Below are 22959 nucleotides of genomic sequence, written 5' to 3'. Positions count from 1 at the left end.
TTGAATATATAAGCTGATTCAGATGGATAAACCAATAACAGTAGTACTTGCCGAGGATCATAGCATCGTTCGCCAGGGAATCCGGTTAATTTTGGAAAAAGATCCTACTATCCAGATACTAGGAGAGGCTTCTGATGGTGTTCAGGCTCTTGCCCTTATCAAAGAATTTGCGCCACAGGTTCTGGTTAGTGATATTGCCATGCCAAATCTGAATGGGATTGAACTCGTTCAGCAAATCAACCAGTTATCCATTCAGACAAAAGTGCTTTTTCTAAGCATGCAGGATAAGGAAGAATATATTATAGAAGCTATGCAACAGGGTGTACTTGGCTTTCTTCCCAAATCCACTGTGGGGGAAGAACTTGTCACTGCCATCCACCAAATAGCTAAGGGAAAGGAGTACTTTAGCGAATCTGTCTATAATACAGCTTTCAAAGCCATTCGTTCGCTGCATCAGCGTGTAGAGATCCGTTTAACTCCACGCGAAAAGGAAGTATTACAACTATTGGCACTGGGACTTAGCACCAAACTGATTGCAGACCGACTGGTGGTCAGCGAGTATACCATCTCTAATCATCGGGCTAACCTGCTTAGAAAGCTAGCAGCCCAAAACGTAGCAGAACTTATCAGAAAAGCATCTGAACTTAATCTGTTGGATTGAAAATCTGTTTTGGAAGTAGGATTTACTCTTGTGCATAGCATTTTCGTGGATTGTTTTCATCCCACTACTTAAGGTTTCTCGTTCTAAATCAGACAGATAAATCCTTTAGTTTGACCTACTAGTTATAAATCACTAGTCCACCTTCCCTAAACTTACTACTTACCATGCCCCTTGAAGTAATCAACTAAAAAGGGTCTTTTCTACTTATTTACAGAGATTTATTCTCAGCCTATCTTTGAATAGAAAATAGGCACTTATGCCAGGCGCAGATAAGCATTCACTTAAGTATTCTTCGTTGACAGCAAAGCTCCCTTTTACAACCAAATCTGTGTGTGAATTCATCAACTAATTATAAATCAACCGAATTATGAGCGTAGAAACTGCCAGTGTTCCTCTTTCTTACTTATCCTTTCGTCTTGAAGAGGAAACTTTTGCTGTCAATGTGGCGAAAGTACTCGAGATCCTTGAAGTACCCTATATTACAAGAGTTCCTCATACCCCCAATTATATTTCTGGCATAATCAATCTTCGTGGGTCAGTCTTACCTGTAATTGACACACGCATCCGTTTTGGTTTGACCCCCACTGATTTCACTGTGAATACCTGTATTGTAGTGCTGCAGGTAACTATTGATAACCAGTCCATCGTTTTGGGAGCTTTGGTAGACAGTGTACAGGAAGTACTTCAAATCACGAATGAACAGATTAAGACTCCACCCAGCCTGGGATCTAAATATAGATCTGAATTTCTGCTGGGTTTGGTCAAGACAGAAGAGCACTTTGTGATGTTGCTGGATATGGATCAGGTCTTTTCAGCCGAAGAACTAACAGCTGTTTCCCAATCCGGCCAAGTAGATTGAGTCTATCCCGGTAAGCTTAATTTACTTTATACTAACTCATTTATCCCCATTTAGATTAGAACCAATTGGCATCAAATCTATAGGTTAACCTAACTCAGTGAATGTATTTCAATATAGAATTAGTCTAGTAGTATAGAATTTTCAAACACTACATAAATCAGATAGAAAATGCAGCTTTCAAAACTTACTATCCGGGCAAGGCTCATTATTGCCTTCAGCCTGCTTGTAGCCCTTTCAGGTGTTATCTTTTACATTGGAAATAATAGTTCCAATACGTTAAATAACCAGCTTAATTCGATTGTTGAAGTCAATGCTAAACGGATGCTGCTAGCCAGTCAGGTAACGGAAGACCTTCAGTTTATCAGTAAACGGGAAAAGGAAGCCTGTTTATCTATTACCCAGGAAAGAGGCAAACAGTTAATGGAAGAGGTGGATAGCCGTAAAAAGGAGATGGATTCTCGTCTGGAAGAGATTAAAGGGCTGGCTGATGAGGAAGGGCAAGAGATAATAGAAGAATTAATTGCAAAAAAAGAAGCCTATATAAAAACAATGAATCAGGTACTCTATCTGGGCATTACAATCAATACTGACTCAAGCAATGCAGAAGCCTATAAATTGATAAATACTGTTTCTGATGAACAGTTTCTGGCTGTCAGAGATCTGGGCTATAAGCTGGTAAAGAAAAACCAGAAGGAACTGGCTAAAATAGCAGCAGATACGGATGTATTGTATGATTCAGGAAAAAACAATATGATCATTATGCTTGTCATTAGTGTACTCATTGCGGCTATCGTTTCCTACTGGATTATTACCTCTATTTCCAAGTCGCTGACTCAGGCAAGAGCGGCAATCAGTGCGGTTGCCAATGGAGATCTGACCATCACTATTGACAATACAAGTCAGGATGAGGTAGGTGAATTATTAAACTATCTAAAATCAATGATTACCAAATTGAAAGAAGTCATCTCATCAGTTACTACTGCGGCTGACAATATTGCTGCGGCTAGTCAGCAAATGAGTGCCTCGTCACAACAAATGTCTGAAGGGGCTTCCGAGCAGGCTGCTGCTTCGGAGGAAGTATCCTCATCTATGGAACAGATGGCTGCCAACATACAACAAAATACCGATAATGCTCAGCAGACTGAAAAAATAGCTCTCAAAGCCTCTGAAGATATACGTGATGGGAGTCAAACTGTCAATCAGACGGTGCAGTCAATGAAGCAGATTGCAGATAAGATCTCCATCATCGGCGAAATTGCCCGTCAAACGAATCTGCTTGCACTTAATGCTGCTGTAGAAGCAGCGCGGGCAGGGGAATATGGAAAAGGGTTTGCTGTTGTGGCAGCAGAAGTACGCAAGCTGGCCGAACGCAGTCAGCTGGCAGCCACTGAGATTGATGTATTATCAAAGTCAAGTGTAGAGATTGCAGATCAGTCGGGCAGGGTTCTTGAACGGATCGTTCCTGACATTCAGAAAACATCACGTCTGGTGCAGGAAATTTCGGCCTCCAGCTTAGAACAAAACGCAGGTGCAGAGCAGGTCAACACAGCTATTCAGCAGTTAAGTCAGATCATCCAGTCGAATGCGGCCAATGCAGAAGAAATAGCTTCCAGCGCCGAAGAGTTATTTGCACAGGCGGATCAGCTTCGGGATATAGTTGCTTTTTTCCGTATTGAACATATTCTGGATCGTAACACTGGTTCACAATCCCGGCAAAAAGCAAATACTTCTTCTTACTCAGCTCAGAATAGTTATAGAAATACCAGTTCTGTCTGGGGAATGAAGAAAAGACAGACAGTTAAGCCTAAATCAAATGGAGTGACTCTGGAAATGCAGGGAGAGGTTTCGGATGCTGATTATGAACACTATTAAAAAATAAATACTGTGAAGTATTCCTTTGTTACTGGTCTATGAGGTAGTTAAAGTATATATTATTCTTTGATCTTTAGTGAACAAAGGCACTCAGAAGAAATAGAATACCTGCTATCGTTAGAATAATACCGTTACAGGATTACCCAACGTAAGGAGAAAAGTTTCTACTTGAATCGAGTCCTACTGTTTTTGTGATTTGATAAAACAAGCTTACTTTTGTTTTGAAAAAAGTAAGCTTGTTTTATTTATTCCTAAATAAAGTATGTATAACAAGCACATGCTTTGACGATTTAATAGATTTTAAGGAAAGCCATAATTTCTCTACTGGTAGAGACATAGGCTATAACTCAAAAAGGTTCGGACGAATGCTCTTTTTATAAGAGTTAATCTGTGTTACTTAGTGTGAAAGCTAAGCTAAGCTTAGAGTTTAAACAGATACCCGCGTTTTCGTCTGGTAACAATATACTCAGCTCCTATTTTTTGTCGTAGAGACAGAATGTGTACATCAATACTTCTGTTGTCAGTAGTAGTTTTATCACTTGACAGATATGTGGCAATTTCCTGGCGGGAGAATACCTGATTAGGATGAGTTGCCAAAAACCACAAAATAGAGACCTCCATTTGGGTTAAGTCTATAATCTGAGTGGATTTTTTTACAGTAAAGGCATCCTTACTAATAAGTATTTCCCCAATTTGTAGTTCTTCCAGCGAAGTCAACCGGGTCTTTCGCTTGAGTAGAGCTTCAGTTCGTTTCAGGGTTGCTTGCTTAGGCAAAGGCTTTATCCAGAAAGCATCAGCTCCTTTATCAAATGCATCCGCTTCTTTTTCTTTACATGCTTGTTCAACAAGCATGACAAGAAAAATAGAAGATGTTGTTGGATTTGTACTTATGCTGGTTAACAGTTCAAATGAGGTATCAGACGCATCTCCTAGTATAATCAGATCGGGTTGCCATTTTTGGATTTTTTTTTCCAATGCTGATTGATTGCTCACACTTTTGATAGTATACAGATGTGTAGGAAGTATAGAGCGAAAAAACTCGGTTACAGATGATTCTGGATCAATAAGGAGTATCTTATAGTTCATTCGACTCAGGCAATCTTCACGTAAATAGCATTTTGAAGCAGTGTCGCAAATATAGGAATGTTATCTTAATTTTATGTAACTATTATTTTATCGTTAAAAAAATGCTAACAGATATAGTATCCTGAATTTTCACAAAAGAGCAGAACTCAGCTTATAGCTGATATTTTATCGCCTGTGTGTATAGATAGAGGTTATGAGTATTGGAGAATCTAAATCCACATTTTCTGGTTTGACGAGAAAAATGCAAGTCGAGTTTGACACATAAAGAAAACAAATCATCCTGGTTAGCCGAATGCACAAGTCAGACTGACGCCATAGATAGCTATCGTGGTTTTTGGAAAAGCTGAGAATTATTTGTTACCTGTTTTTTGGATTAGTTCAGGCAATTGGCTTAATATATACACCATTTGTTCCATTTTATCCGGTTTCTGTAAATAAGCATTTCCTCCGGCCTTCATAAAGATATCTTCCATCCATTTATTACCTGAGGTAGAAAATGCTACAACTGGCAGATACTTGTACTCCAGCATAGTACGGAGTGACTTTAGTGTTTCTATTCCATCTTTGACAGGCATGTTTATATCAATCAATACCAGAGAGACAGGAAATTGCCGTGGAGTTTTGTTTGTGAGATAGTCAATCAAAAGCTGCCCATTGTTGACAATGTGATAATGCCATTGAGGAAAGTGAGTGTCTAACAGTATCTGCAAAATATCCTGATCATCAGGATCATCTTCTGCTATCAGAATAAAAAAAGGATTTTCAGACGACATAAAAATAATTTCCAGCGTTGGTGGCGAAGAAAGAATGTTCTTTCTTATACTATATGTATATAAAAAAATGAAAAAAATATCTCATACTCTTATGAGATGATAGAACAAGTCTTGTAACTGCAATTTGCAGGATTTTATGATCTAAAATAAAATTTATGAAATAAAATTTTTGACAGATGTAGAATAAACTTATCTTTAGACTGCTCCTAAAATATTTAATTTCATGCAATCTGGTACAGTAAAATTTTTTAACGAAGCCAAAGGATTCGGTTTCATTAAGTCTAACACATCTGGTGAAGAAGTGTTTGTTCATGTCACTGGTTTGATTGATCAAATCAAAGAAAATGACAAAGTTACCTTTGAGGTAAAACAAGGTAAAAAAGGTCTGAATGCGGTTAATGTCAAATTAGCCTGAGATAAACCGCCAAAGATTCTTTTTAACCCCAAGCCTCATTATAGAGGCTTTTTTGTTTTTTAATAGTGCCTGATAGTCCCCATCATTACTTTACAATTATTCAAGTAAATAGATGGAAGTTCTACTTACTTATACTATTTTGCGCAGTGGTAAGATAATGGTAATCAATGTGCCTTTTTCGGGAGTAGATTCTATTTCCAGTTTACCTTCCAGCAGTTGTACTCTATCCTGAATGGTTTTTAGTCCAATCCCTTTGCCAGACAAGCTCATTGTCATGCCTGTACCATTGTCCTGTCCTTCCACATAGATATACTTGTCATCACGGGTAATTTCTATACGGGCACGGGTTGCACCGGAATGTTTCACAATATTGTTGACTAACTCTTGAGAAATGCGATAAATAGCTGTTTCCAGATGAGTAGGTAATCTTTCGGGTAATGAATGACAGGACAGTTTTATACCACTCTTCGAAAAACGTCTGCAAAAGTCTCCAATGGCCTTTTCCAATCCAAATTCTTTGAGTAGAATAGGAACTAGTTCATGAGAAGCTCTGCGGGTTTCTGCGATAGCATCGGCAAGCATGGATTCTGTAGCTTGAAGGGACTTTTGAATCATCGGTTTATCCTCAGATTGGAGATATAGTTCAAGTTGGTTCAGATTGAGCTTGGTGGCATATAGAATCTGGCCTACTCCATTGTGAATAGATTCTGAGATGCGTCTGCGTTCTTCTTCCTGGGCCTCTAGAATGGCTAAAAGAAGTTGGTTCTGTTGTTCTATTCGTATTTTGATGTTTTCGTCTTCCAACTGTTTTAATTCACTGATGTCTATATCTACTCCCAACATCTTTATAGGCTGTTCGTCTGTATTTTGAAGTAAGACTGCTTTAATTTTTAACGTAATAGGTTTGTTGTTAACCACAATCCGCAATGTCTCTTCCAGCGACTTTGGTTGACGACGCAGATTATGAATGAGCCTTTCAGCTACGAAACGATCTTCTTCCCAGACAAAGTTCATATAGGTTTCGGGGCATACCGCACTACCAACGGGTAACCCAAACAAACGATACATACCCTCTGACCAGATAAGCTTTTCATTGGCAGCATCATATTCCCAGCTACCCATACGAGCTACCTCTTCGGCCTGATGTAAAATCTGATATTGTTTAACCTTCTCTAGTTCTGCTAGTTTACGACTGGTAATATCCAAATTCGTAGCAACGAGTCCATCATCCAGCTTTACAAACTGGCAGGAATACCATTTGTTAAAGCCTTCGTATGGATAATAATATTCCATCCTTTCTGCATATCCGGTTTCCATTACCCGAAGCATCAGATCGAAGAGACCTATCTGTTTTATACCGGGATATTGTTCGGTAAATCGACTACCGACTAAATCAGTTCTCCCCGTTTCATTCATGGTTTTTTGATTGACCAGCATAATCTGAAAGTCTTCGATTGCTCCATTTTCATTGCGTATTGCATTCATTAAGGACATTCCCATCAGATTGGTATCAAATACGGATTGCAACAGATTTTTACTTTCTCTTAGTTCTTTCGTACGTTTCTCTACCTCCTGTTCCAGTTGACTAGTAAAGTGTTTTAGTTGTTCTTCAGCCTGCTTGCGAATGGTGATATCACTGGTAGTTCCTAGCCACTCACTTATCTTACCTTCTTCATCCAGCATAGGAATGGCTCTGGAGAAAGTCCAGCCTACTTTGCCATTAGCCAGAATTACTCTGTGTTCCAGTTCAAACATGCTTTTAGTATCAATAGCCTGCGTAATAACTGTCTGTATGTAAGGTTGATCATCAGGATGAATATACGTCTCTATCCAGTTAGTAGTAGCGACATCTGTATTAGAGAGAGTATTTTTACCAGTTAGAAAATGCATTTGTTTCCAGTCTGCACTTATTTTGTAAACTATATCTGAACTGGCAGTTACAAACAGGCGAAATTGCTCTTCACTTTTTCGCAAGGCACCCTCGGCTTTTTTCTGACTGGTGATATCGGTGAAAATAACAGCAACATGATTTTCTTGTGGATCTCCAACTCGAAATGCATAGAGGTTAAACCAGCGGCCAAGTGCAACAGAACTTTCCTCAAAGCGCAAAGGTTCACCTGTCTGAGCAACGCGTCCATAAATATGAAACCATTTTTGTTCAATGTCTGGTGTTAATTCCAGAATTGTTTTACCAGCAGCATTGTGTAGACCATTATTTTTTTCGAAGGCTGGGTTAACCTCAAGAAACCTCCAGTCAAACGGAACTTGGTTTGTGTCAAACAGCACCTCAATGATGCAAAACCCTTCATCAATGGAATTGAAGAGTGAAAGATATTTGTCAGTGGCTTTTTGAGCGAGGGTATCTTTTAACTGTAGCATTTCCTGTTCCGCCTTTTTCTGCACAGTAATATCCCGTGTAGTCATCAATATACCATCACCTTGTCGAACAAGTGCCTGATAGAACCAACTATTAAACTGCTCATAGGGATAGTATATTTCCTGTTCATAGGGTTGACCAGTTTCCATTACCTGCACCATTTTATCAAAGATTCCCGTAGTTACAACGCCAGGATTTTGTGTAAGCAGGCTTTTTCCTATTACTTCACCATTCTGGGCTTTCGCTTTGTTATTATTTAATATCCATCGGAAGTCCACAATTTTACCTTCGAGATCTCTTACAGCTTCCAATACCTGAATGACATCCAGTGAACTATCTATGATGGATTGAAAAAACTCCAGACCGAATGGCCTATTCTGTCCGCTTTTATCTACTTCACTTCCGATATTTGTATTTTCGTATTCAACCATAGCTGCTACATTTGCCAACCCGAATTGATGTTGCTCAATTTGACTTTGTAATTCATGCTGCTTTCTTTGTAAATGTGCAATAAGCTGTGTGGCTTCCTCTAAAGACGCTGGCTTTGCGGCCTTTTCTTCAGACTGCATATAACCTTCCATAGGTAATGAGTTTATACTGATAACGGGCTTACGATGAACGTGATAGAGGAGTTGTACTCATTGCTACACATTCCAGTAAGTGGGAGTAATTGCCTTACATCCATCTATTTTTTAATTTGTATCACGGCCGCCCAGCTTCTGTATACTTATATATAATCTGATTTTGCAGATTTCTAATATACAAAAATAATGCTGAAATTCAGATAGGTGCGTTTTACTTACGAAGCGAAACGCATTGATTTTAAGTGATATTCGGATTGGATTTATTGTTTGACGCCTGCTTGTTTGGTTAACGATATATTTCTGTGGTAAATACTCATTTTGCAAAACAAGTATTTACCACATATGGAATCTAACTCGTTTGTACTCATGTCAGGCATTATTTTATACATTATTTTATATATATATAGTAGTGATATAGAATGATTTATTCCAGCCATAATATGAAAGCAGAAGACATTAAATTCAATGATATTACCAGAATTCTATTTGGGTCAGATGCACCCGTTAGTTTTTTACTGGAATTGGTTATTCGCTTTTTATTTTTATTTATTCTTCTCATCATTACCTTGCGACTATCTGGAAAATCACAAACGGGTAGTCAGAATCGTATCAAGCAGGCCTCTATAGTATCACTGGCTGCTGCCATAGGAATTCCGATGATGAGTCCCACGAGAGGCTTACTTCCGGCTATTATTATTGCGATTGTGATTGTAGGCATTCAGCGCCTGCTTTCCCTGTGGGCTTTTTCCAATCAAAAGGTTGCCAATCTGGTTAATGGGAAATACAATACCCTGGTTGCTGATGGAGTGTTTCAACTCCACGACATGCATCAGGTAGGGCTTTCCAAAGAGCGACTCACTGCTGCAATCCGTCAAAAAGGTATATTACATCTGGGAATGATAGAACGTATGTATATGGAAGCCAATGGCAGCTTTACTATTATTGAATCACAAAATCCCCGTCCGGGTTTGTCACTTATACCTGTATGGGACAAGGGATTTAGAAATCAGCAACAAAAGTCAGAAGAAATGCATGTGTGTTCCAATTGTGGAAATACACAGGCTGTAAAAGATTCTACATGTGTTGTTTGTAAAAAAGATAAATGGGAGCCTGGAGTCATCGTATAACATCCTTATGATCAGCTTTTACCATGGCACTTACCAGTTTGCAAGGGTTGCATGATACTTGTTGATTTATGAATTAGTTAATGGGATTGACCTCAAACAAGTGCTTACTTAAGGGAGCAAAATGGATTTCTACCATCTGACCTTTCCTAAATGATTGCCAATCTTCTTCAGAAACTGTGAATGCATGGTTGAGAATGGTTAATGTATAGGAATCGTTTTGACCAGCTTCACTTTTCTCTTCAACCTGACCTTGTACGACTATCTTTTGCCCATTTTTGATATCCTGCCTCAGCAAGTTGTTTGGAAAAAACTGTGTATATACTATATAGGCAAGACTAAACAGTATCAGCCCAACCAGCAACAATAATGCAGTAAAATGTACATGAAAGGATAGCCAGAGGAAAAAACCATAAAAACCTGCCAGTAACAGAATCTTTGCAGGAGCAATATATGCCATCTGGTGTAGTAGCTGAATTTCTTCCTCTGTCATGGGTTGCCGATAGGATGCGGCGGCTGGTTTATTCATAGAAAGTAAATTTTAAGAGCAAGATACATGGAATCAGAGAAAATGTATGATTATACCTGGAAAAACCCTTTCGGTAGTTTGCAAAAGTGTATAACATGAAGGTCTAGACAGATAATCCAGAACAGTTAGGCAGCCACCGAAAAAGTTGCTTTTTCAGTTGATGGGGTAGGAGAGTACCAGACACATTTAGGCTTTGAAGATTTTGTAATTCACTGATAGATTCTGGTAGTGATTTGAGAGGATTGGTACTTACATCTAATTTCTCCAGGTTTGTGAGACTGCCAATGGATTCAGGCAAAGATGTAAGCTGATTTTTCTGCAAACGTAATTCCTTCAGGTTGCTAAGTCCACTTACCGATTTTGGTAATTCATAGATTAGGTTATCTGATAAATCCAACTTTTTTAGATTTGTTAATTTACCCATTGATTCAGGGAGATAGATAAGCTTATTGGAACGTGCCTGAAACGATTCCAACTGCTTCAACTGATCTATCGTTTCAGGAAGAGAAGTCAGCTCATTGTCAATAACTGTTAGTCTTTTCAGTTTTGTAAGTTTACCTATGGATTCAGGGAGAGAGGTAAGTTGATTACTTGATAAAGATAATTCCTCTAGTTGCTCTAACTGTCCAATCCATTCTGGTAACAACGTTAGACGATTGTTTGTTAGTACTAACCAGATTAACCCTGTCAATCGACCCATTGATTCTGGTAAAGAGGTAAGTTCCACTATAGAAGCTTCCAAACGCCTAAGATTCTTCAAAATGCCAATGGACTCAGGTAGGAATACGGGCTTTTTGTAGGTCAGAGTCAACCCTTGCATTGATAACACCCTAGCTATCTTTTCTGCCAGAATCTCTGTTGGTGTTTTATAGTCCTTTGCATGCTCTTGTAACCATTGATCCAAGTGATGAATAGGAGAGATGAACGTTTCCAGACTGAACTGAAGTGACTGAGCTAATTCCAGGCCAAGTGCTACCGTTTCCGGTTGGCCAGAGTATACCAAACGATATAAATTTTCCTCTTCTTTAACAGATAACATATTTTTCTGGACTGTGGTAGTTACGGGAGCAAATTTACCTAATTCTGGGTATGTTGTAGCAGACTATTTATGTAAGAGATTAAGGTGACAGTGCTATCTTTATCTGACTATAAGGAAAGGTGTTAAAAATAGTTAAGAATTCCAGAAGGTATGATATACAGATTACCTTAGGGCAGTAGTTATAAATATGCTTTCATGAAACTGGTATATTGGTTCTTTCTGCTTTTTCCACTAATGGCCTCTGCACAACTAGGAGTTTTTAATCTGGATAGCTTGGTTGAAAAACATCCGTATCGCTGGGAGATCGAGAGGCGCGCACTTTTGAAATCCCGATCATTTACAGATTCTGTAGAAGTGTGGAAAGGGAAGTTTATGGATTTAATGGAATGGTTAGATAATAGTATTTGTGCTTGTTGTGGTAGTGAGGAAGCAACTCGTGCTATGTCAGAAAAGGCAAATAACTTGTATGATCATATGGTACATTATCAGGATAGCGTTCTGTATGTTATACCAGCTTTTCGCAAACGAAATGTTGACCAACTTCGTGTTGCTATTGGGTTGGATTGTTATTCCTTTGCTAACTATCTGAATTTATCTTTTCTGTTTCATCATAAAGGTGTATTGTATTCTAGTCCTGAAGTGAAAGACTATACAGCAGAACTAGTAAGCTTTCTTCATGACAAGTATCAGTACACCCTTGTAAAAGGTCGGCTTCAGCGTAAGGGTAGTCCATAAATAAATAGTGTTACACAGTTTGTAGATATAATTGTCGTTTTACTACTACATTGGATTTTAATGTATATTGATCTAATCTACAAATGCTTAGGAGTTTATTGAAAAGTATTGCCATCAAATAACAAGTCAGCTTACAATAAGAAAAGTAGATTGTTTACTCTGATAAATAAATAATCAACTTTCTTCTAGAAGTATGGTATTGCAATAAAATATGGATTTTGAACTTATTAACCTTACAGCCTTATGATCAAGAATTACTTTATTGTTGGTTGGCGCAATATTCTTAAACGCCCTTTCTTTGCCTTGCTCAATATCATCAGTATCTGTACTTGTATACTATTTTCTCTGTTAATAGGCATCTATATTCTGGGTGAACTGCAGGTAAACAGGCAGTTACGGCAGGCTAAGAACCAATATTTTCTTACCAGTGAATGGAGAGACCCTAATATGGGAATCCCGCTTACTACACTGGGACCACTTGCGAAGCGGTTGAAAGAAGAATACCCTACGCTGGTGGCCAACTACTTTCGGGGAGATTACATCACTTCGATCGTTTCCAAAGGAGACAAACACTTTCGTGAATCCATGGACATCGGAGACAGTACTTTACTTGCCATGTATGGATTTAAATTGTTACATGGGGATGCAACTACAGCTCTGAAGGAACCGTTTTCTGTGGTCGTAAAGAAAGAGATTGCCTTCAAATATTTTGGCCGGACTAATGTAGTAGGAGAAACGATTCAGATTCAAAACTTTTCAAATACAAATCATGACTTTCGGATTACCGGAGTACTCGACGATATTCCTGAAAATTCCATTACAGATTTAAATAACGATAACCATCATCAACTTTTTATTCCTGCCAGTAGCTCTTCGTTTTTCCCCCGTGCAGATAGAGAAGACTGGACTATTTCTTCATTTCCTTCATACATTGAGTTAAAAGATGGAGTTACAGCAAAAGATTTAGAGTTACCTCTGAAAAGGCTTATAGCCCAGAATGCACCTGATGAGATTAAGGAAATCCTAACTGTAAAGCCTATTGCTCTGACTGAGTATTACCTGACAAAAGATAATAGTCTGGTAAATCGAATGTTATATGCATTATCTTCCGTGGGAATGTTTATTTTGCTCATGGCTATTGTGAACTTTATCAATATCTCTATCAGTAGTTCTTCCACAAGAATCAAAGAGATCGGGATTCGGAAAGTATTAGGCGGTTTGCAGAACCAGATTATTATTCAATTTCTTGCGGAGTCTGTCATTCTTGTTTCTGTAGCTACTGTGTTTGCTCTGCTTTTGTATCCATTAGCACAGCCGGTATTTGGGAATCTGATTGGAAAACCAATTCCCGGACTTACTTCGTTTCCCCTGTTTTTCATCGCTTTCCCTACTCTTCTTATTTTATTGGTTGGAGTGGCTGCTGGTTTCTACCCTGCTCTGAGACTCTCAGCCCTTAAAATATCCGATTCAATAAAAGGGAAATTCCAGACAGTTAAGGAGAATATCGGTTTACGTAAAGTGCTGGCAGGTTTTCAGTTTTGTCTGGCCGGAATTGTAATGATTGCGGCCTTCATAGTTACTGAGCAGATATCCTATTTTTTTGGTCAGAGTCTAGGCTATACAAAGGATTATATTGTTTCCTCACAGGTTCCCAGAGATTGGTCTCCACTGGGTGTACAAAAAATGGAAACTGTTCGCAATGAGTTTGCGGCGATGCCTGAAGTAGTCAATGTAACATTATCTTACGAAATTCCTGATGGGATGAATGGCGGGCAAGGATTAATTTACCGAGCTGAGCAAGATTCCACACATGCCATTGCTGCACAGTTCATGAATACAGATGAGTATTTTTTAACTACCTATGGTATACCCGTAAAAGCAGGTTCTTTTTTAACAGCAGCAACAGCCACCGATTTTACTAAAGTCGTTATAAATGAGGCTGCAGCAAAAGCAATGGGATGGGCCAATGCTCGTGATGCCATTGGTCAGCAGGTTAAGTTTTCGGGCTTTGTTCCAATTTGTACTATAACAGGTGTTACCGATGATTACCACTTTAACTCCATGCAGCATAAGATACCGCCTATGGTATTCAGCCATGTAAAAGTAGCCAATACATACCGCTATTTGTCGTTCAAACTAAAACCGGGTAATACCATTTCTGCTATCAGTGCTATTGAAAAGAAATGGGCTATACTATTACATGGAAGTTCCTTTGAATATCGTTTTATGGATGATACATTAAAAAGGGTCTATAAAACAGAAATACAATTGCAAAAGGCATCTTATGCCTCTGTGGCATTATCATTAGTTATTGTTTTTCTGGGAGTGATTGGCATTGTTTCTTTAAGTATACAAAAGAGAACAAAAGAAATAGGGATACGTAAGGTACTGGGTGCTTCAACAAGTAGCATCATAATGCTTTTCATCAAAGATTTTCTGGGTGTACTGATAATCTCCTGGATTATTGCATGTCCGGTTGCTTGGGTGATTATGAATAACTGGCTGAGTAACTATGCGTATAAAATAACTCTGACAGCTCTTCCTTTTATGGGTGTTGTAGTAATATTAACCCTACTTACAGTTTTGTTGATCATCCTTCAAACAAACAAAGCCGCCCATGCCGATCCGGTGAAAAGTTTGAAGGTGGAATAATAGCTTATAGTACAAATAACAATAAGAGGTTACCAGAATAGTAAATGATAACCTCTTCTTACAATTTCAAGTATGATGTTTACTTAAATCTGGTAGTATAAGCATCTTTTTTGATACCACGATTTGCTTATTCTGAACCCAATGGACAGAAAACTCACTGTTTGCCATCAGTTTGTTATCCAATCAGCTTCACTTCTCAATAAGAGCGTAACGCGTTAATGGCTAGTTCACTGGCTAAGGCAGTAGCTCCACTAACAATAAAGGTAACAGAACGAATGTTTTCCAACTTGCCTGTCTTTTAAAATAGATAAGTATTACCTTCTTCAGTAAAATTTACATCTATATAGGTAGCTCTTCGTCCGTTGATATAAACTGGTTGACTATTCTTGTCAAGATAGGATAGACAGTAGCTTTGTCATTTTGTAGAGAGTAGTGAGTCGTTCATAGAATATGACTTTCTTTCCATATAGGAGGTATGTCTGGTAAATAAGTCAGTTAATACTTGTAAAAAACTGATACTATTTTTTACTATTCAAAGAAAAGGATTTACATTGCGTCTATCAAACGCAATGTAAATCCTACCTTATCACTACCTGTTATGAAACACCTATATTTAAAATTACCGATCCTTGTTGCAGTACCTCTGACCATCTGGGCATTTACAGGAAAAGAGTCTGAAAAGCAATGGACTGAGAAAGCGCTGGATGACAGCATACGAATCATTGCTAATAAAAAAGGTCCAACTTTAGGCTATTCACTTGTTTCCGGTGTGAAAGTGCTGACAGTAAATGGCCAGGCTTTCAAAGACCTAAATAAGAATGGTAAATTGGATAAATATGAAGACTGGCGGCTTCCTACTGACGAACGTGCGAAAGATCTGGCTGGACGACTGACAGTAGAGCAGATAGCAGGTTTAATGTTATACAGTCGCCATCAGGCTATTCCCACTGCCCCAGGAGGACCATTTGCTGGGAAGTACAATGGAAAGGCTTTTGCAGAAAGTGGAGCAAAACCATACGATCTTTCTGATCAGCAGATTGAGTTTCTGACCAAAGATAACCTGCGACATGTACTCATTACCTCCGTTCAAAGTCCGGAAATAGCAGCTCGCTGGAATAACAAAGCCCAGGCGCTGGTTGAGAAAAATGGTGTGGGCATTCCGATAAATACCAGTTCTGATCCACGTCATGGTACACGGGCAGATGCCGAATTCAATGCAGGAGCGGGTGGTGCTATTTCGATGTGGCCAGGTTCGCTGGGGCTGGCAGCCACATTTAATCCGGAACTGGTTCGTAATTTTGGACAAATTGCTGCAATGGAATATCGGGCACTGGGTATTGCTACAGCTCTTTCACCTCAGGTAGACCTGGCAACAGACCCTCGCTGGAATCGGGTAAGTGGTACGTTTGGTGAAGATCCTTTGCTTTCTACCGATATTGGACGAGCATACATTGATGGTTTCCAAACCTCTACAGGAACCAATGAGATTAAAGATGGATGGGGATATACGAGTGTCAATGCTATGGTAAAACACTGGCCGGGGGGGGGTAGCGGAGAAGGTGGACGTGATGCACATTACGGGTTTGGGAAATATGCAGTCTACCCAGGTAATAACTTTCAGACACACTTTCTACCCTTTACAGAAGGAGCCTTTAAATTACAAGGCAAAACAGGTATGGCTTCAGCTGTAATGCCGTACTATACTATCTCGTATAACCAGGATAAGACTTATAACGAAAATGTAGGCAACAGCTATAACAAATACATTATTGGTGATCTGCTGCGGGGAAAATACAAGTATGATGGGGTTGTATGTACGGATTGGCTGGTTACAGCAGATGAAACAGCTGTGGATATATTTCTTACGGGTAAATCCTGGGGTGCGGAGAAACTGTCTATAGGTCAACGTCACTACAAGGCGCTGATGGCTGGAGTGGATCAGTATGGTGGAAATAATGAAGTAGCACCCGTGCTGGAAGCTTATCAAATGGGTGTTAAAGAACACGGAGAAGCTTTTATGCGGAAGCGGTTTGAACAATCTGCTGTTCGGTTGCTACGCAATATCTTTCGGGTGGGTTTGTTCGAAAATCCGTATCTGGACCCTGAGGTTTCCAAACAGACAGTGGGTAAGCCTGATTTTATGAAAGCAGGCTTTCAAGCTCAATTGCAGTCAGTAGTAATGCTAAAAAATAAAGCGCAGGCATTGCCCATTGCCAAAAATAAAACAGTTTATATCCCTAAACGTTTTACTCCAGCTGGGCGTAATTTCCTGGGTATGCCCTATCCGGAAAAGCTTGACTATCCGGTAAACCTGGATATTGTACGCAAGTATTTTAAAGTCACTGACAATCCCGACGAAGCGGATGTAGCGTTGGTGTTTATTGCAAGTCCTAATTCCGGATTAGGGTATAACAGTGAGGCTGCGAAAGCAGGTGAAACCGGATATGTGCCTATCAGTTTACAATATGGAGACTATACGGCACAAAGCTCACGAAATCCAAGTATTGCAGGTGGTGATCCACTTGAAAAGTTTACCAATCGTTCATATAATGGCAAAAGCACCCAAACCATCAACAAGACTGATTTGGCAATGGTGACAGATACGTATACAAAAATGAAAGGCAAGCCAGTTATTGTTGCCATGAATATATCTAATCCGGCGGTGATGAGTGAATTTGAAAAGCAGTCAAATGCAATACTCGTACATTTTGGCGTGCAGGATCAGGCTTTGCTGGATTTAATTACAGGTAACAGTGAACCATCTGCATTGTTGCCATTACAAATGCCAGCTGATATGCAGACAGTAGAGGCTCAGGCTGAGGATGTGCCCCGTGATATGAAATGTTATACAGATTCCGAAGGCCATACCTATGATTTTGCCTATGGTATGAACTGGAAAGGCGTTATCAAAGATGCCCGAACTACCAGATATCAAAAGTCTGTTTTGACATTGAAATAAGATTCTTACTTGTACTATCTACATTTGCAGGCTCCTGTCTATTTCTAGGCTGGAGCCTGTGATTTTATAACTATAGTATTGCCGTCAGACACTAATCTATCTCTAATTGCTTGTAAAATCCTACTATCTTGCACAAACTTTTCTATTTCGTAAAGAATGATCAAAGCAACTTTGGAGGATAAAAAACGTATAGCAGATATACTCACTGCTGCTTTTGAAAACAATCAAAGTGTTAATTCAATAATCCAACAAGGGCGGCGCGAATATCGGATCAAACGACTGATGGAATATTCCTTTGATGTTTGTAGTGCATTTGGTGAAGTTTATTTGTCAGATGACAGACAAGCTTGTGCTCTGGTTGTTTTTCCAGACCAAAAACGAACTACCTTGCGTTCTCTGTTTTGGGATTTAAAGCTTGTCTTTACTTGTACGGGTTTCGGAAAGATTAACTATATACTGGATCGTGAGGCCAGGATCAAAGCACTACATCCTACCGAACCTTTTTATCATCTGTGGTATATTGGTGTGAATCCACAAAGCCAAAATGAAGGCATTGGAAGAAAACTTCTCGAGGAAATTACGCGTAAGGCACATGCTGATCGTCGCTCTGTATATCTGGAAACAAGCATGCTAAAGAACATACCCTGGTATAAGAAATCCGGGTTTGAGCTATTTGCAGAGCAGGATTTTGGGTATACGTTGTATTTCTTCCGAAAAAAGTCTACTGGGTTTGAGTAAACAATAAATATGTTTTCGACTTTATTCTGTACAAATGTCAAAAACGTATCAATCATCAGAGTTATTTTCAGATTTATAGCGTTCTTCCACACTTTTTTGTTCTCCTCCAAATAAGTTGTCAAGTGTTTCCACACATTGCTTCCTTTCTCCTTCTGAGGTTATAAATAACATGTTTCCAGAATTCCTTTCCATAATCTCCCTTACTCCCGGATCTTCTGAATAGGAAAACAGAGCGTTAGTTCTACTATATTTGATTGTATCATACAGGTGTTTAATGGTCTCAAAGTCTTGATCGGTAAGACTGTCAAGAAAGATATTCAAACGGCTGGTTTGAGTCATTTTGCTGTAATTATAGTCAGGTGTATTTCGGATTTGATTTCCTGCATTTCTTAATCATTCAAATATATATCCATAAAAAGACTTTTTCTGTGAGAAGGCTACTAGTTACTCCTATTTTTTTCACAGAAAAAAAGACTTTTGATTACTTTTAAGTATCCTATACTTACTAATACTCTATATAACCAGTTACACTATTACTCCTCTTTATGCATCCATACATGTGGAACTCTTTGAAATTATTTTTTAAATCCTATACTACAGTAACTTTCATTTTTTTATGTATTAGTCAGTTACTGATTATACAGGTTGCCATGGGACAACAACCAGATCTGACACCCTATAAGAATACACCTGATAAAATAAACTATTTACGAAACGAAATTAGTAAACTGGGGCGTAGTGGTAAGTTTTCAGAGGTGATTCGATATGCTCAGGCTGGTATTTCTCTTTCCCAAAAGACAAAAATAGATTCAGCTACGGCTGAGTTTACGTATTTTATGGCTTCTGCCTATTCTGCTCAGTCACTGATTGATAGCAGTCTCCATTATTTCCACAAAGCCGCTCAGATAGCACCAACGGGCTCTGCCATACAACTCAGAACCTGGATACAACTCATCTATACTTACAATCTGATGGGAAAACAAGATTCTGCTTATTCGGTACTCTCTATAGCTAAGAAGGTTGCTAGTAGGGCTAAATCGACAAAAATACTAGGTGATCTGGAGGTGCTGGAAGCAAATTTGTTAAATGATGGAGGTAAGTTTACTCAATCGTTACAAGCCTATATTCGCGCCTATCAATATTATCAGCAAGAGAAAGATACCAGTGAAATGGCCTCTGCGCTGGAAGGTGTATCCCTGGTTCAGAACTCACTGGCTAACTATCCTAAGTCACTGGCTTATATTCAGGAAGCACGTACGTTATTTATTAAAATGCAGAACCTGGACAGAGTTGCCAACTGTGAACTTACCATGGCTGATTTATTTATGACGCTCAATCAAACCGATTCAGCAAGACGATATTACCAGCAGGTAATCGACTATGGAAAAACAATAGAGGATAATTACATTGTTGGAAAGGCTTATCATGGGCTGGCAACTATTGCTGAAAAACAGGGGAAAACAGATCAGGCAGAATCCTACCTGAAACAGTCTCTTGCTATCATCGAAAGAACAGACATCAAACCTACCATTGCCCGAACACAGCAGGCTTTGGGAGAATTGTATGTCAAAAACGAACAATATGAACTGGCTAAAAAATACCTTGAATCTGCTTTGGCAAATCAACAGGAAAGTGAACGTTCTGTTGATATAATTGATACCTATCTGCTGCTTGCCAAAACACATGCAGCACTGAAAAATTATACACAAGCCTATTACTTCCAGAACTTATATAGTACAGAACGGGATACTTTGCAAAAAAAAGAGAGTGCAAAAGCACTGGCTGAAGTAGAAACTCAGTATCAGGTAGATCGAAAGCAACAGGAAATTGCCTTACTCAACGAAAAAAACCGTTCTCAATCGCTGGAGCTAGCTGTGCAACGCCGCAATGTCTTTCTGTTGATTGCAGGTTTATTGTTGAGCGGTGTGGCAGCAACGGTAGGTTATCGACGCTATCGGCTTCGCAAACGCTTGGAAATGGAACGTATACGTAACCGTATTGCTGCTGACTTTCATGATGAATTAGGTGCCAACCTGAGTAGCATTGCCTTGTATTCTGATCTGCTCTTGAAAAATCAGACAGCCGAAAAGGAACGCACGCTCCCGTTGCTGGAAAACATCAGCCAACAGGCACATGGTAGTATCTCGTCTATCAATGATCTGATCTGGACTATCAAGCCGGACAATGACATACTCGAACGTACCATTATCCGAATGAAAGAATTTGCCAATCCACTGCTGGAATCACGAAATATCCGTTTTGTGTTTGTTGCCGATGATTCACTGTCACAAGCACAACTGGATATGAACATTCGTAAGTTTTTATACCTGATTTTTAAAGAATCAATAAATAATGTAGTCAAATATGCCAAAGCCACTTCGGTAACTGTACAACTGAGGGAGAGCAAGGGAATAATCAGTATGGAAATAGCAGATGATGGAATTGGCTTTGATCCAGGTAATGTCAGAAGAGGCAATGGACTAAACAACATGCAGGCTAGAGCTAGCGAACTAGGCGGCAAACTTGTTATTGACTCCCAGTCAGGACAGGGAACTCGAATTCGCCTTAGTTTTAAAGCATCTTCTTAAAGGATGTAGGTGTAATACACATGTTTATGTGTCGCATATAACCATTACATAGGGTTTCTTTGTCTTTATACTCATCCTAGTTTAGCAGATGGGTCCTGATCTCAAAAAGACACTATTTTCCTGGATTCATGTATGAAGAATTCACCATTGCGGGTTGCCATTGTAGATGATAACCATTCCTATCGTGAAGGATTGGTTTTTATGTTGCAGCTCTCAGAAGATTTTGAATGTGTAGGTGAGTATTATTCAGGACATGAGTTTCTACAGGAGTTACCACGAACACAGCCACAAGTAGTGTTGATGGATATTGAGATGCCACACATGGATGGCATTACCTGTACACAAAAAATCAAGGCCTTAGCAGCATTTGCCCATGTACAGGTGATTGTACTCAGTGTACTGGAAGATAATCACAAAATTCTGGAGGCTATCGTGACAGGTGCTTCGGGATATCTGCTGAAAGGTGAAAAACCTGAAAATATCCTTAATGCTATTGAGCAGGTACACAATGGTGGGTCTTTTATGAGTGCCGAGATTGCCCGCAAAGTATTATTTATGGTAAGGGTTTCTAACCAGTCTCCTAAGGAAAAGATAGAACTGAATGAACGGGAAACCCAGGTATTAAATGGTTTGGTAGAAGGGCTTAGTTATAAAATGATTGGAGATAAATATGCAATGGCTATCGATACAGTACGAGGATATATCAAACGTATCTATGAAAAGCTACAGGTTCATTCCCGCTCAGAAGCCGTAGCCAAAGCGTTAAAAAACAAACTGGTGTAAAACAGACTTATTCTTTGTTGTCTGACAGAACCCGCTCTACAAAGGCGGGTTTTATTTTTTTGTGCTGGTATCCTCTCTTAATCACCTACTCAAATGCACATGTTTATGTCTTGATCACATGTAGCTGGTGTCTTTACCTTTGTCACAATCTCAGCAAAATAGCTACTCGGTACTTTACTTTTATTCTGAGAGAGTAACTGAAAAGTTTTGTTTTGTTCAGGCATGAGGACTACGTAAATCAATCTCTTTTACAAACCTCAACTCAATTTTTTATGAAAATCTATCAAAATCACACAAACCCACTTCTTTTTGTTTTACTGGTGCTAATTACTCTTGTGAGTTCTTGCCAAAAAGAAAATGATATTGTTCCACAAGATGGCTCTACAGACAAAAGTGCAAGAGCAGGCATTAGTATTCCTTCTATTCAGCTTGGCTATATTTCCAGTATTTCGCTGGGTTCAGGGAAAACAATCAACTTTTATTACCGTAGTGGCAGTAAAGTACCGAATATGGCTGTTATCAGTGATGCACTCAAAGCACCATCACGTGGAATTACAACTACCCGCTGGGGATTTGCCTATGATAGCAATCTGCGTCTAACCACAGTAACAGGAGATGATGGTACAGTAATCAATGTGTCAACAAGCACCGATGGGAAAATTACCGGAGCCAGTTGTAGCCTGAATGGTTTTTTCCAGTTTAGCCAGTCGTTCTTCTATGATGCTTCCAATCGGATTGATCACTTTCAGTACAATATTGCAGGTGCTAACAACCAGTATGCCTTTACCTATTTGTCAAACGGGAATCTGAATACTGTAACTCGAACCGGATCTCCCGTCTATGGTAATTTTACTATTCAGGCAACTAGGTATGATTCACACCTAAGCCCATGGGTTACAGCTAAATCAAACATTGCTTTCTGGTGGATGGAAACTGTTGCGTATGATCTTGCTCGTACTCCTGGTCAATGGTTGTCTTATACCAATAATGTAACTACCTATACTTTTACAGATCTCACAGGGCTTGCTTCTAATGTAAGTGTAAACTATAGTTATGACAGTGGCTGGGGGTTTGCAGCGCAACTGTTAGCAACTAATACCAATTCTGCTTACTACCCAGGCCCTTATGCCTTTACTTACTTCTATCAATAATTCTATGAATGGTTTCCAGAGTGTTCTTATTCTG

Annotated in this window: 18 protein-coding genes; 12 read left to right on the top strand and 6 right to left on the bottom strand. The window is 39.2% G+C overall.

Annotated features, from left to right (window positions below; all coding sequences use genetic code 11):
• Positions 1 to 22: 22 nt before the first annotated feature.
• The 3 genes from QNI22_RS34450 (at position 23) to QNI22_RS34440 (ending at position 3392) form a co-directional block, all read left to right on the top strand.
• Entirely contained in the window at positions 23 to 661 is a 639-nt protein-coding gene (locus QNI22_RS34450) for a response regulator (protein ID WP_314518333.1), read from the top strand.
• A gap of 367 nt (positions 662 to 1028) precedes the next feature.
• Positions 1029 to 1520, top strand: coding sequence for a chemotaxis protein CheW (locus QNI22_RS34445; protein ID WP_314518330.1), 492 nt, complete (start codon positions 1029 to 1031; stop codon positions 1518 to 1520).
• 168 nt (positions 1521 to 1688) lie between these two features.
• Complete coding sequence (locus QNI22_RS34440) at positions 1689 to 3392, top strand: methyl-accepting chemotaxis protein (protein ID WP_314518327.1); 1704 nt, start codon at positions 1689 to 1691, stop codon at positions 3390 to 3392.
• A gap of 420 nt (positions 3393 to 3812) precedes the next feature.
• Here QNI22_RS34440 and QNI22_RS34435 read toward each other — a convergent pair whose 3' ends face one another.
• Complete coding sequence (locus QNI22_RS34435) at positions 3813 to 4478, bottom strand: response regulator transcription factor (RefSeq protein WP_314518326.1); 666 nt, start codon at positions 4476 to 4478, stop codon at positions 3813 to 3815.
• Between the two features lie 350 nt (positions 4479 to 4828).
• Positions 4829 to 5251, bottom strand: coding sequence for a response regulator (locus QNI22_RS34430; protein WP_314518324.1), 423 nt, complete (start codon positions 5249 to 5251; stop codon positions 4829 to 4831).
• Positions 5252 to 5474: 223 nt separating this feature from the next.
• Between QNI22_RS34430 and QNI22_RS34425 the strand changes: the two genes are divergently transcribed.
• Positions 5475 to 5666: a cold-shock protein gene (locus QNI22_RS34425; RefSeq protein ID WP_314518323.1), complete on the top strand. Its 192-nt coding sequence runs from the start codon at positions 5475 to 5477 to the stop codon at positions 5664 to 5666.
• A gap of 129 nt (positions 5667 to 5795) precedes the next feature.
• Here the strand turns inward: QNI22_RS34425 and QNI22_RS34420 are convergent, their stop codons facing one another.
• Positions 5796 to 8624, bottom strand: a complete 2829-nt coding sequence (locus QNI22_RS34420) for a PAS domain-containing protein (protein ID WP_314518320.1) — start codon at positions 8622 to 8624, stop codon at positions 5796 to 5798.
• Positions 8625 to 9067: 443 nt separating this feature from the next.
• Here QNI22_RS34420 and QNI22_RS34415 point away from each other — a divergent pair, with 443 nt between their 5' ends.
• Entirely contained in the window at positions 9068 to 9754 is a 687-nt protein-coding gene (locus tag QNI22_RS34415; protein WP_314518318.1) for a YetF domain-containing protein, read from the top strand.
• A gap of 73 nt (positions 9755 to 9827) precedes the next feature.
• On the opposite strand, the gene QNI22_RS34410 is transcribed toward QNI22_RS34415, so the two are convergent.
• The gene (locus QNI22_RS34410) at positions 9828 to 10280 is read right to left on the bottom strand and encodes a hypothetical protein (protein ID WP_314518314.1); all 453 of its coding nucleotides are present in this window, start codon (positions 10278 to 10280) and stop codon (positions 9828 to 9830) included.
• 103 nt (positions 10281 to 10383) lie between these two features.
• On the bottom strand, positions 10384 to 11319 hold the full coding sequence (locus QNI22_RS34405) for a leucine-rich repeat domain-containing protein (RefSeq protein WP_314518311.1): 936 nt from the start codon (positions 11317 to 11319) through the stop codon (positions 10384 to 10386).
• Between the two features lie 195 nt (positions 11320 to 11514).
• Between QNI22_RS34405 and QNI22_RS34400 the strand changes: the two genes are divergently transcribed.
• The 4 genes from QNI22_RS34400 to QNI22_RS34385 all read left to right on the top strand — a co-directional run bounded on the left by QNI22_RS34400 (position 11515) and on the right by QNI22_RS34385 (position 18403).
• Positions 11515 to 12054 carry a hypothetical protein gene (locus tag QNI22_RS34400; RefSeq protein ID WP_314518309.1) on the top strand — a complete coding sequence of 180 codons (540 nt, stop codon included), beginning with the start codon at positions 11515 to 11517 and terminating at the stop codon, positions 12052 to 12054.
• A gap of 243 nt (positions 12055 to 12297) precedes the next feature.
• Positions 12298 to 14706, top strand: coding sequence for an ABC transporter permease (locus tag QNI22_RS34395; protein WP_314518307.1), 2409 nt, complete (start codon positions 12298 to 12300; stop codon positions 14704 to 14706).
• A gap of 598 nt (positions 14707 to 15304) precedes the next feature.
• Positions 15305 to 17665 (top strand): glycoside hydrolase family 3 protein, encoded by a 2361-nt coding sequence (locus QNI22_RS34390; protein ID WP_314518304.1) that lies wholly within the window; start codon positions 15305 to 15307, stop codon positions 17663 to 17665.
• Between the two features lie 156 nt (positions 17666 to 17821).
• Positions 17822 to 18403: a GNAT family N-acetyltransferase gene (locus tag QNI22_RS34385; RefSeq protein WP_314518301.1), complete on the top strand. Its 582-nt coding sequence runs from the start codon at positions 17822 to 17824 to the stop codon at positions 18401 to 18403.
• 48 nt (positions 18404 to 18451) lie between these two features.
• On the opposite strand, the gene QNI22_RS34380 is transcribed toward QNI22_RS34385, so the two are convergent.
• Positions 18452 to 18742 (bottom strand): hypothetical protein, encoded by a 291-nt coding sequence (locus QNI22_RS34380; protein WP_314518298.1) that lies wholly within the window; start codon positions 18740 to 18742, stop codon positions 18452 to 18454.
• A gap of 230 nt (positions 18743 to 18972) precedes the next feature.
• Here QNI22_RS34380 and QNI22_RS34375 point away from each other — a divergent pair, with 230 nt between their 5' ends.
• From QNI22_RS34375 to QNI22_RS34365, 3 genes are all read left to right on the top strand, one after another.
• A complete protein-coding gene (locus tag QNI22_RS34375) occupies positions 18973 to 20991 on the top strand; it encodes a tetratricopeptide repeat-containing sensor histidine kinase (protein ID WP_314518295.1) in 2019 nt (672 codons plus the stop codon).
• 132 nt (positions 20992 to 21123) lie between these two features.
• The gene (locus QNI22_RS34370) at positions 21124 to 21774 is read left to right on the top strand and encodes a response regulator (protein WP_314518293.1); all 651 of its coding nucleotides are present in this window, start codon (positions 21124 to 21126) and stop codon (positions 21772 to 21774) included.
• Between the two features lie 272 nt (positions 21775 to 22046).
• Positions 22047 to 22925, top strand: coding sequence for a hypothetical protein (locus QNI22_RS34365; RefSeq protein WP_314518290.1), 879 nt, complete (start codon positions 22047 to 22049; stop codon positions 22923 to 22925).
• Positions 22926 to 22959: the final 34 nt, after the last annotated feature.

Source organism: Xanthocytophaga agilis (assembly GCF_030068605.1).
In the GTDB taxonomy this organism is placed as follows: Bacteria; Bacteroidota; Bacteroidia; order Cytophagales; family 172606-1; genus Xanthocytophaga; species Xanthocytophaga agilis.
This window is presented reverse-complemented; position numbering and strand designations above follow the sequence as displayed.

Coding starts and splice junctions, on each gene's coding strand:
- QNI22_RS34450 (WP_314518333.1), top strand. CDS start 23: ATGGATAAACCAATAACAGTAGTACTTGCCGAGGATCATAGCATCGTT.
- QNI22_RS34445 (WP_314518330.1), top strand. CDS start 1,029: ATGAGCGTAGAAACTGCCAGTGTTCCTCTTTCTTACTTATCCTTTCGT.
- QNI22_RS34440 (WP_314518327.1), top strand. CDS start 1,689: ATGCAGCTTTCAAAACTTACTATCCGGGCAAGGCTCATTATTGCCTTC.
- QNI22_RS34435 (WP_314518326.1), bottom strand. CDS start 4,478: ATGAACTATAAGATACTCCTTATTGATCCAGAATCATCTGTAACCGAG.
- QNI22_RS34430 (WP_314518324.1), bottom strand. CDS start 5,251: ATGTCGTCTGAAAATCCTTTTTTTATTCTGATAGCAGAAGATGATCCT.
- QNI22_RS34425 (WP_314518323.1), top strand. CDS start 5,475: ATGCAATCTGGTACAGTAAAATTTTTTAACGAAGCCAAAGGATTCGGT.
- QNI22_RS34420 (WP_314518320.1), bottom strand. CDS start 8,624: ATGGAAGGTTATATGCAGTCTGAAGAAAAGGCCGCAAAGCCAGCGTCT.
- QNI22_RS34415 (WP_314518318.1), top strand. CDS start 9,068: ATGAAAGCAGAAGACATTAAATTCAATGATATTACCAGAATTCTATTT.
- QNI22_RS34410 (WP_314518314.1), bottom strand. CDS start 10,280: ATGAATAAACCAGCCGCCGCATCCTATCGGCAACCCATGACAGAGGAA.
- QNI22_RS34405 (WP_314518311.1), bottom strand. CDS start 11,319: ATGTTATCTGTTAAAGAAGAGGAAAATTTATATCGTTTGGTATACTCT.
- QNI22_RS34400 (WP_314518309.1), top strand. CDS start 11,515: ATGAAACTGGTATATTGGTTCTTTCTGCTTTTTCCACTAATGGCCTCT.
- QNI22_RS34395 (WP_314518307.1), top strand. CDS start 12,298: ATGATCAAGAATTACTTTATTGTTGGTTGGCGCAATATTCTTAAACGC.
- QNI22_RS34390 (WP_314518304.1), top strand. CDS start 15,305: ATGAAACACCTATATTTAAAATTACCGATCCTTGTTGCAGTACCTCTG.
- QNI22_RS34385 (WP_314518301.1), top strand. CDS start 17,822: ATGATCAAAGCAACTTTGGAGGATAAAAAACGTATAGCAGATATACTC.
- QNI22_RS34380 (WP_314518298.1), bottom strand. CDS start 18,742: ATGACTCAAACCAGCCGTTTGAATATCTTTCTTGACAGTCTTACCGAT.
- QNI22_RS34370 (WP_314518293.1), top strand. CDS start 21,124: ATGAAGAATTCACCATTGCGGGTTGCCATTGTAGATGATAACCATTCC.
- QNI22_RS34365 (WP_314518290.1), top strand. CDS start 22,047: ATGAAAATCTATCAAAATCACACAAACCCACTTCTTTTTGTTTTACTG.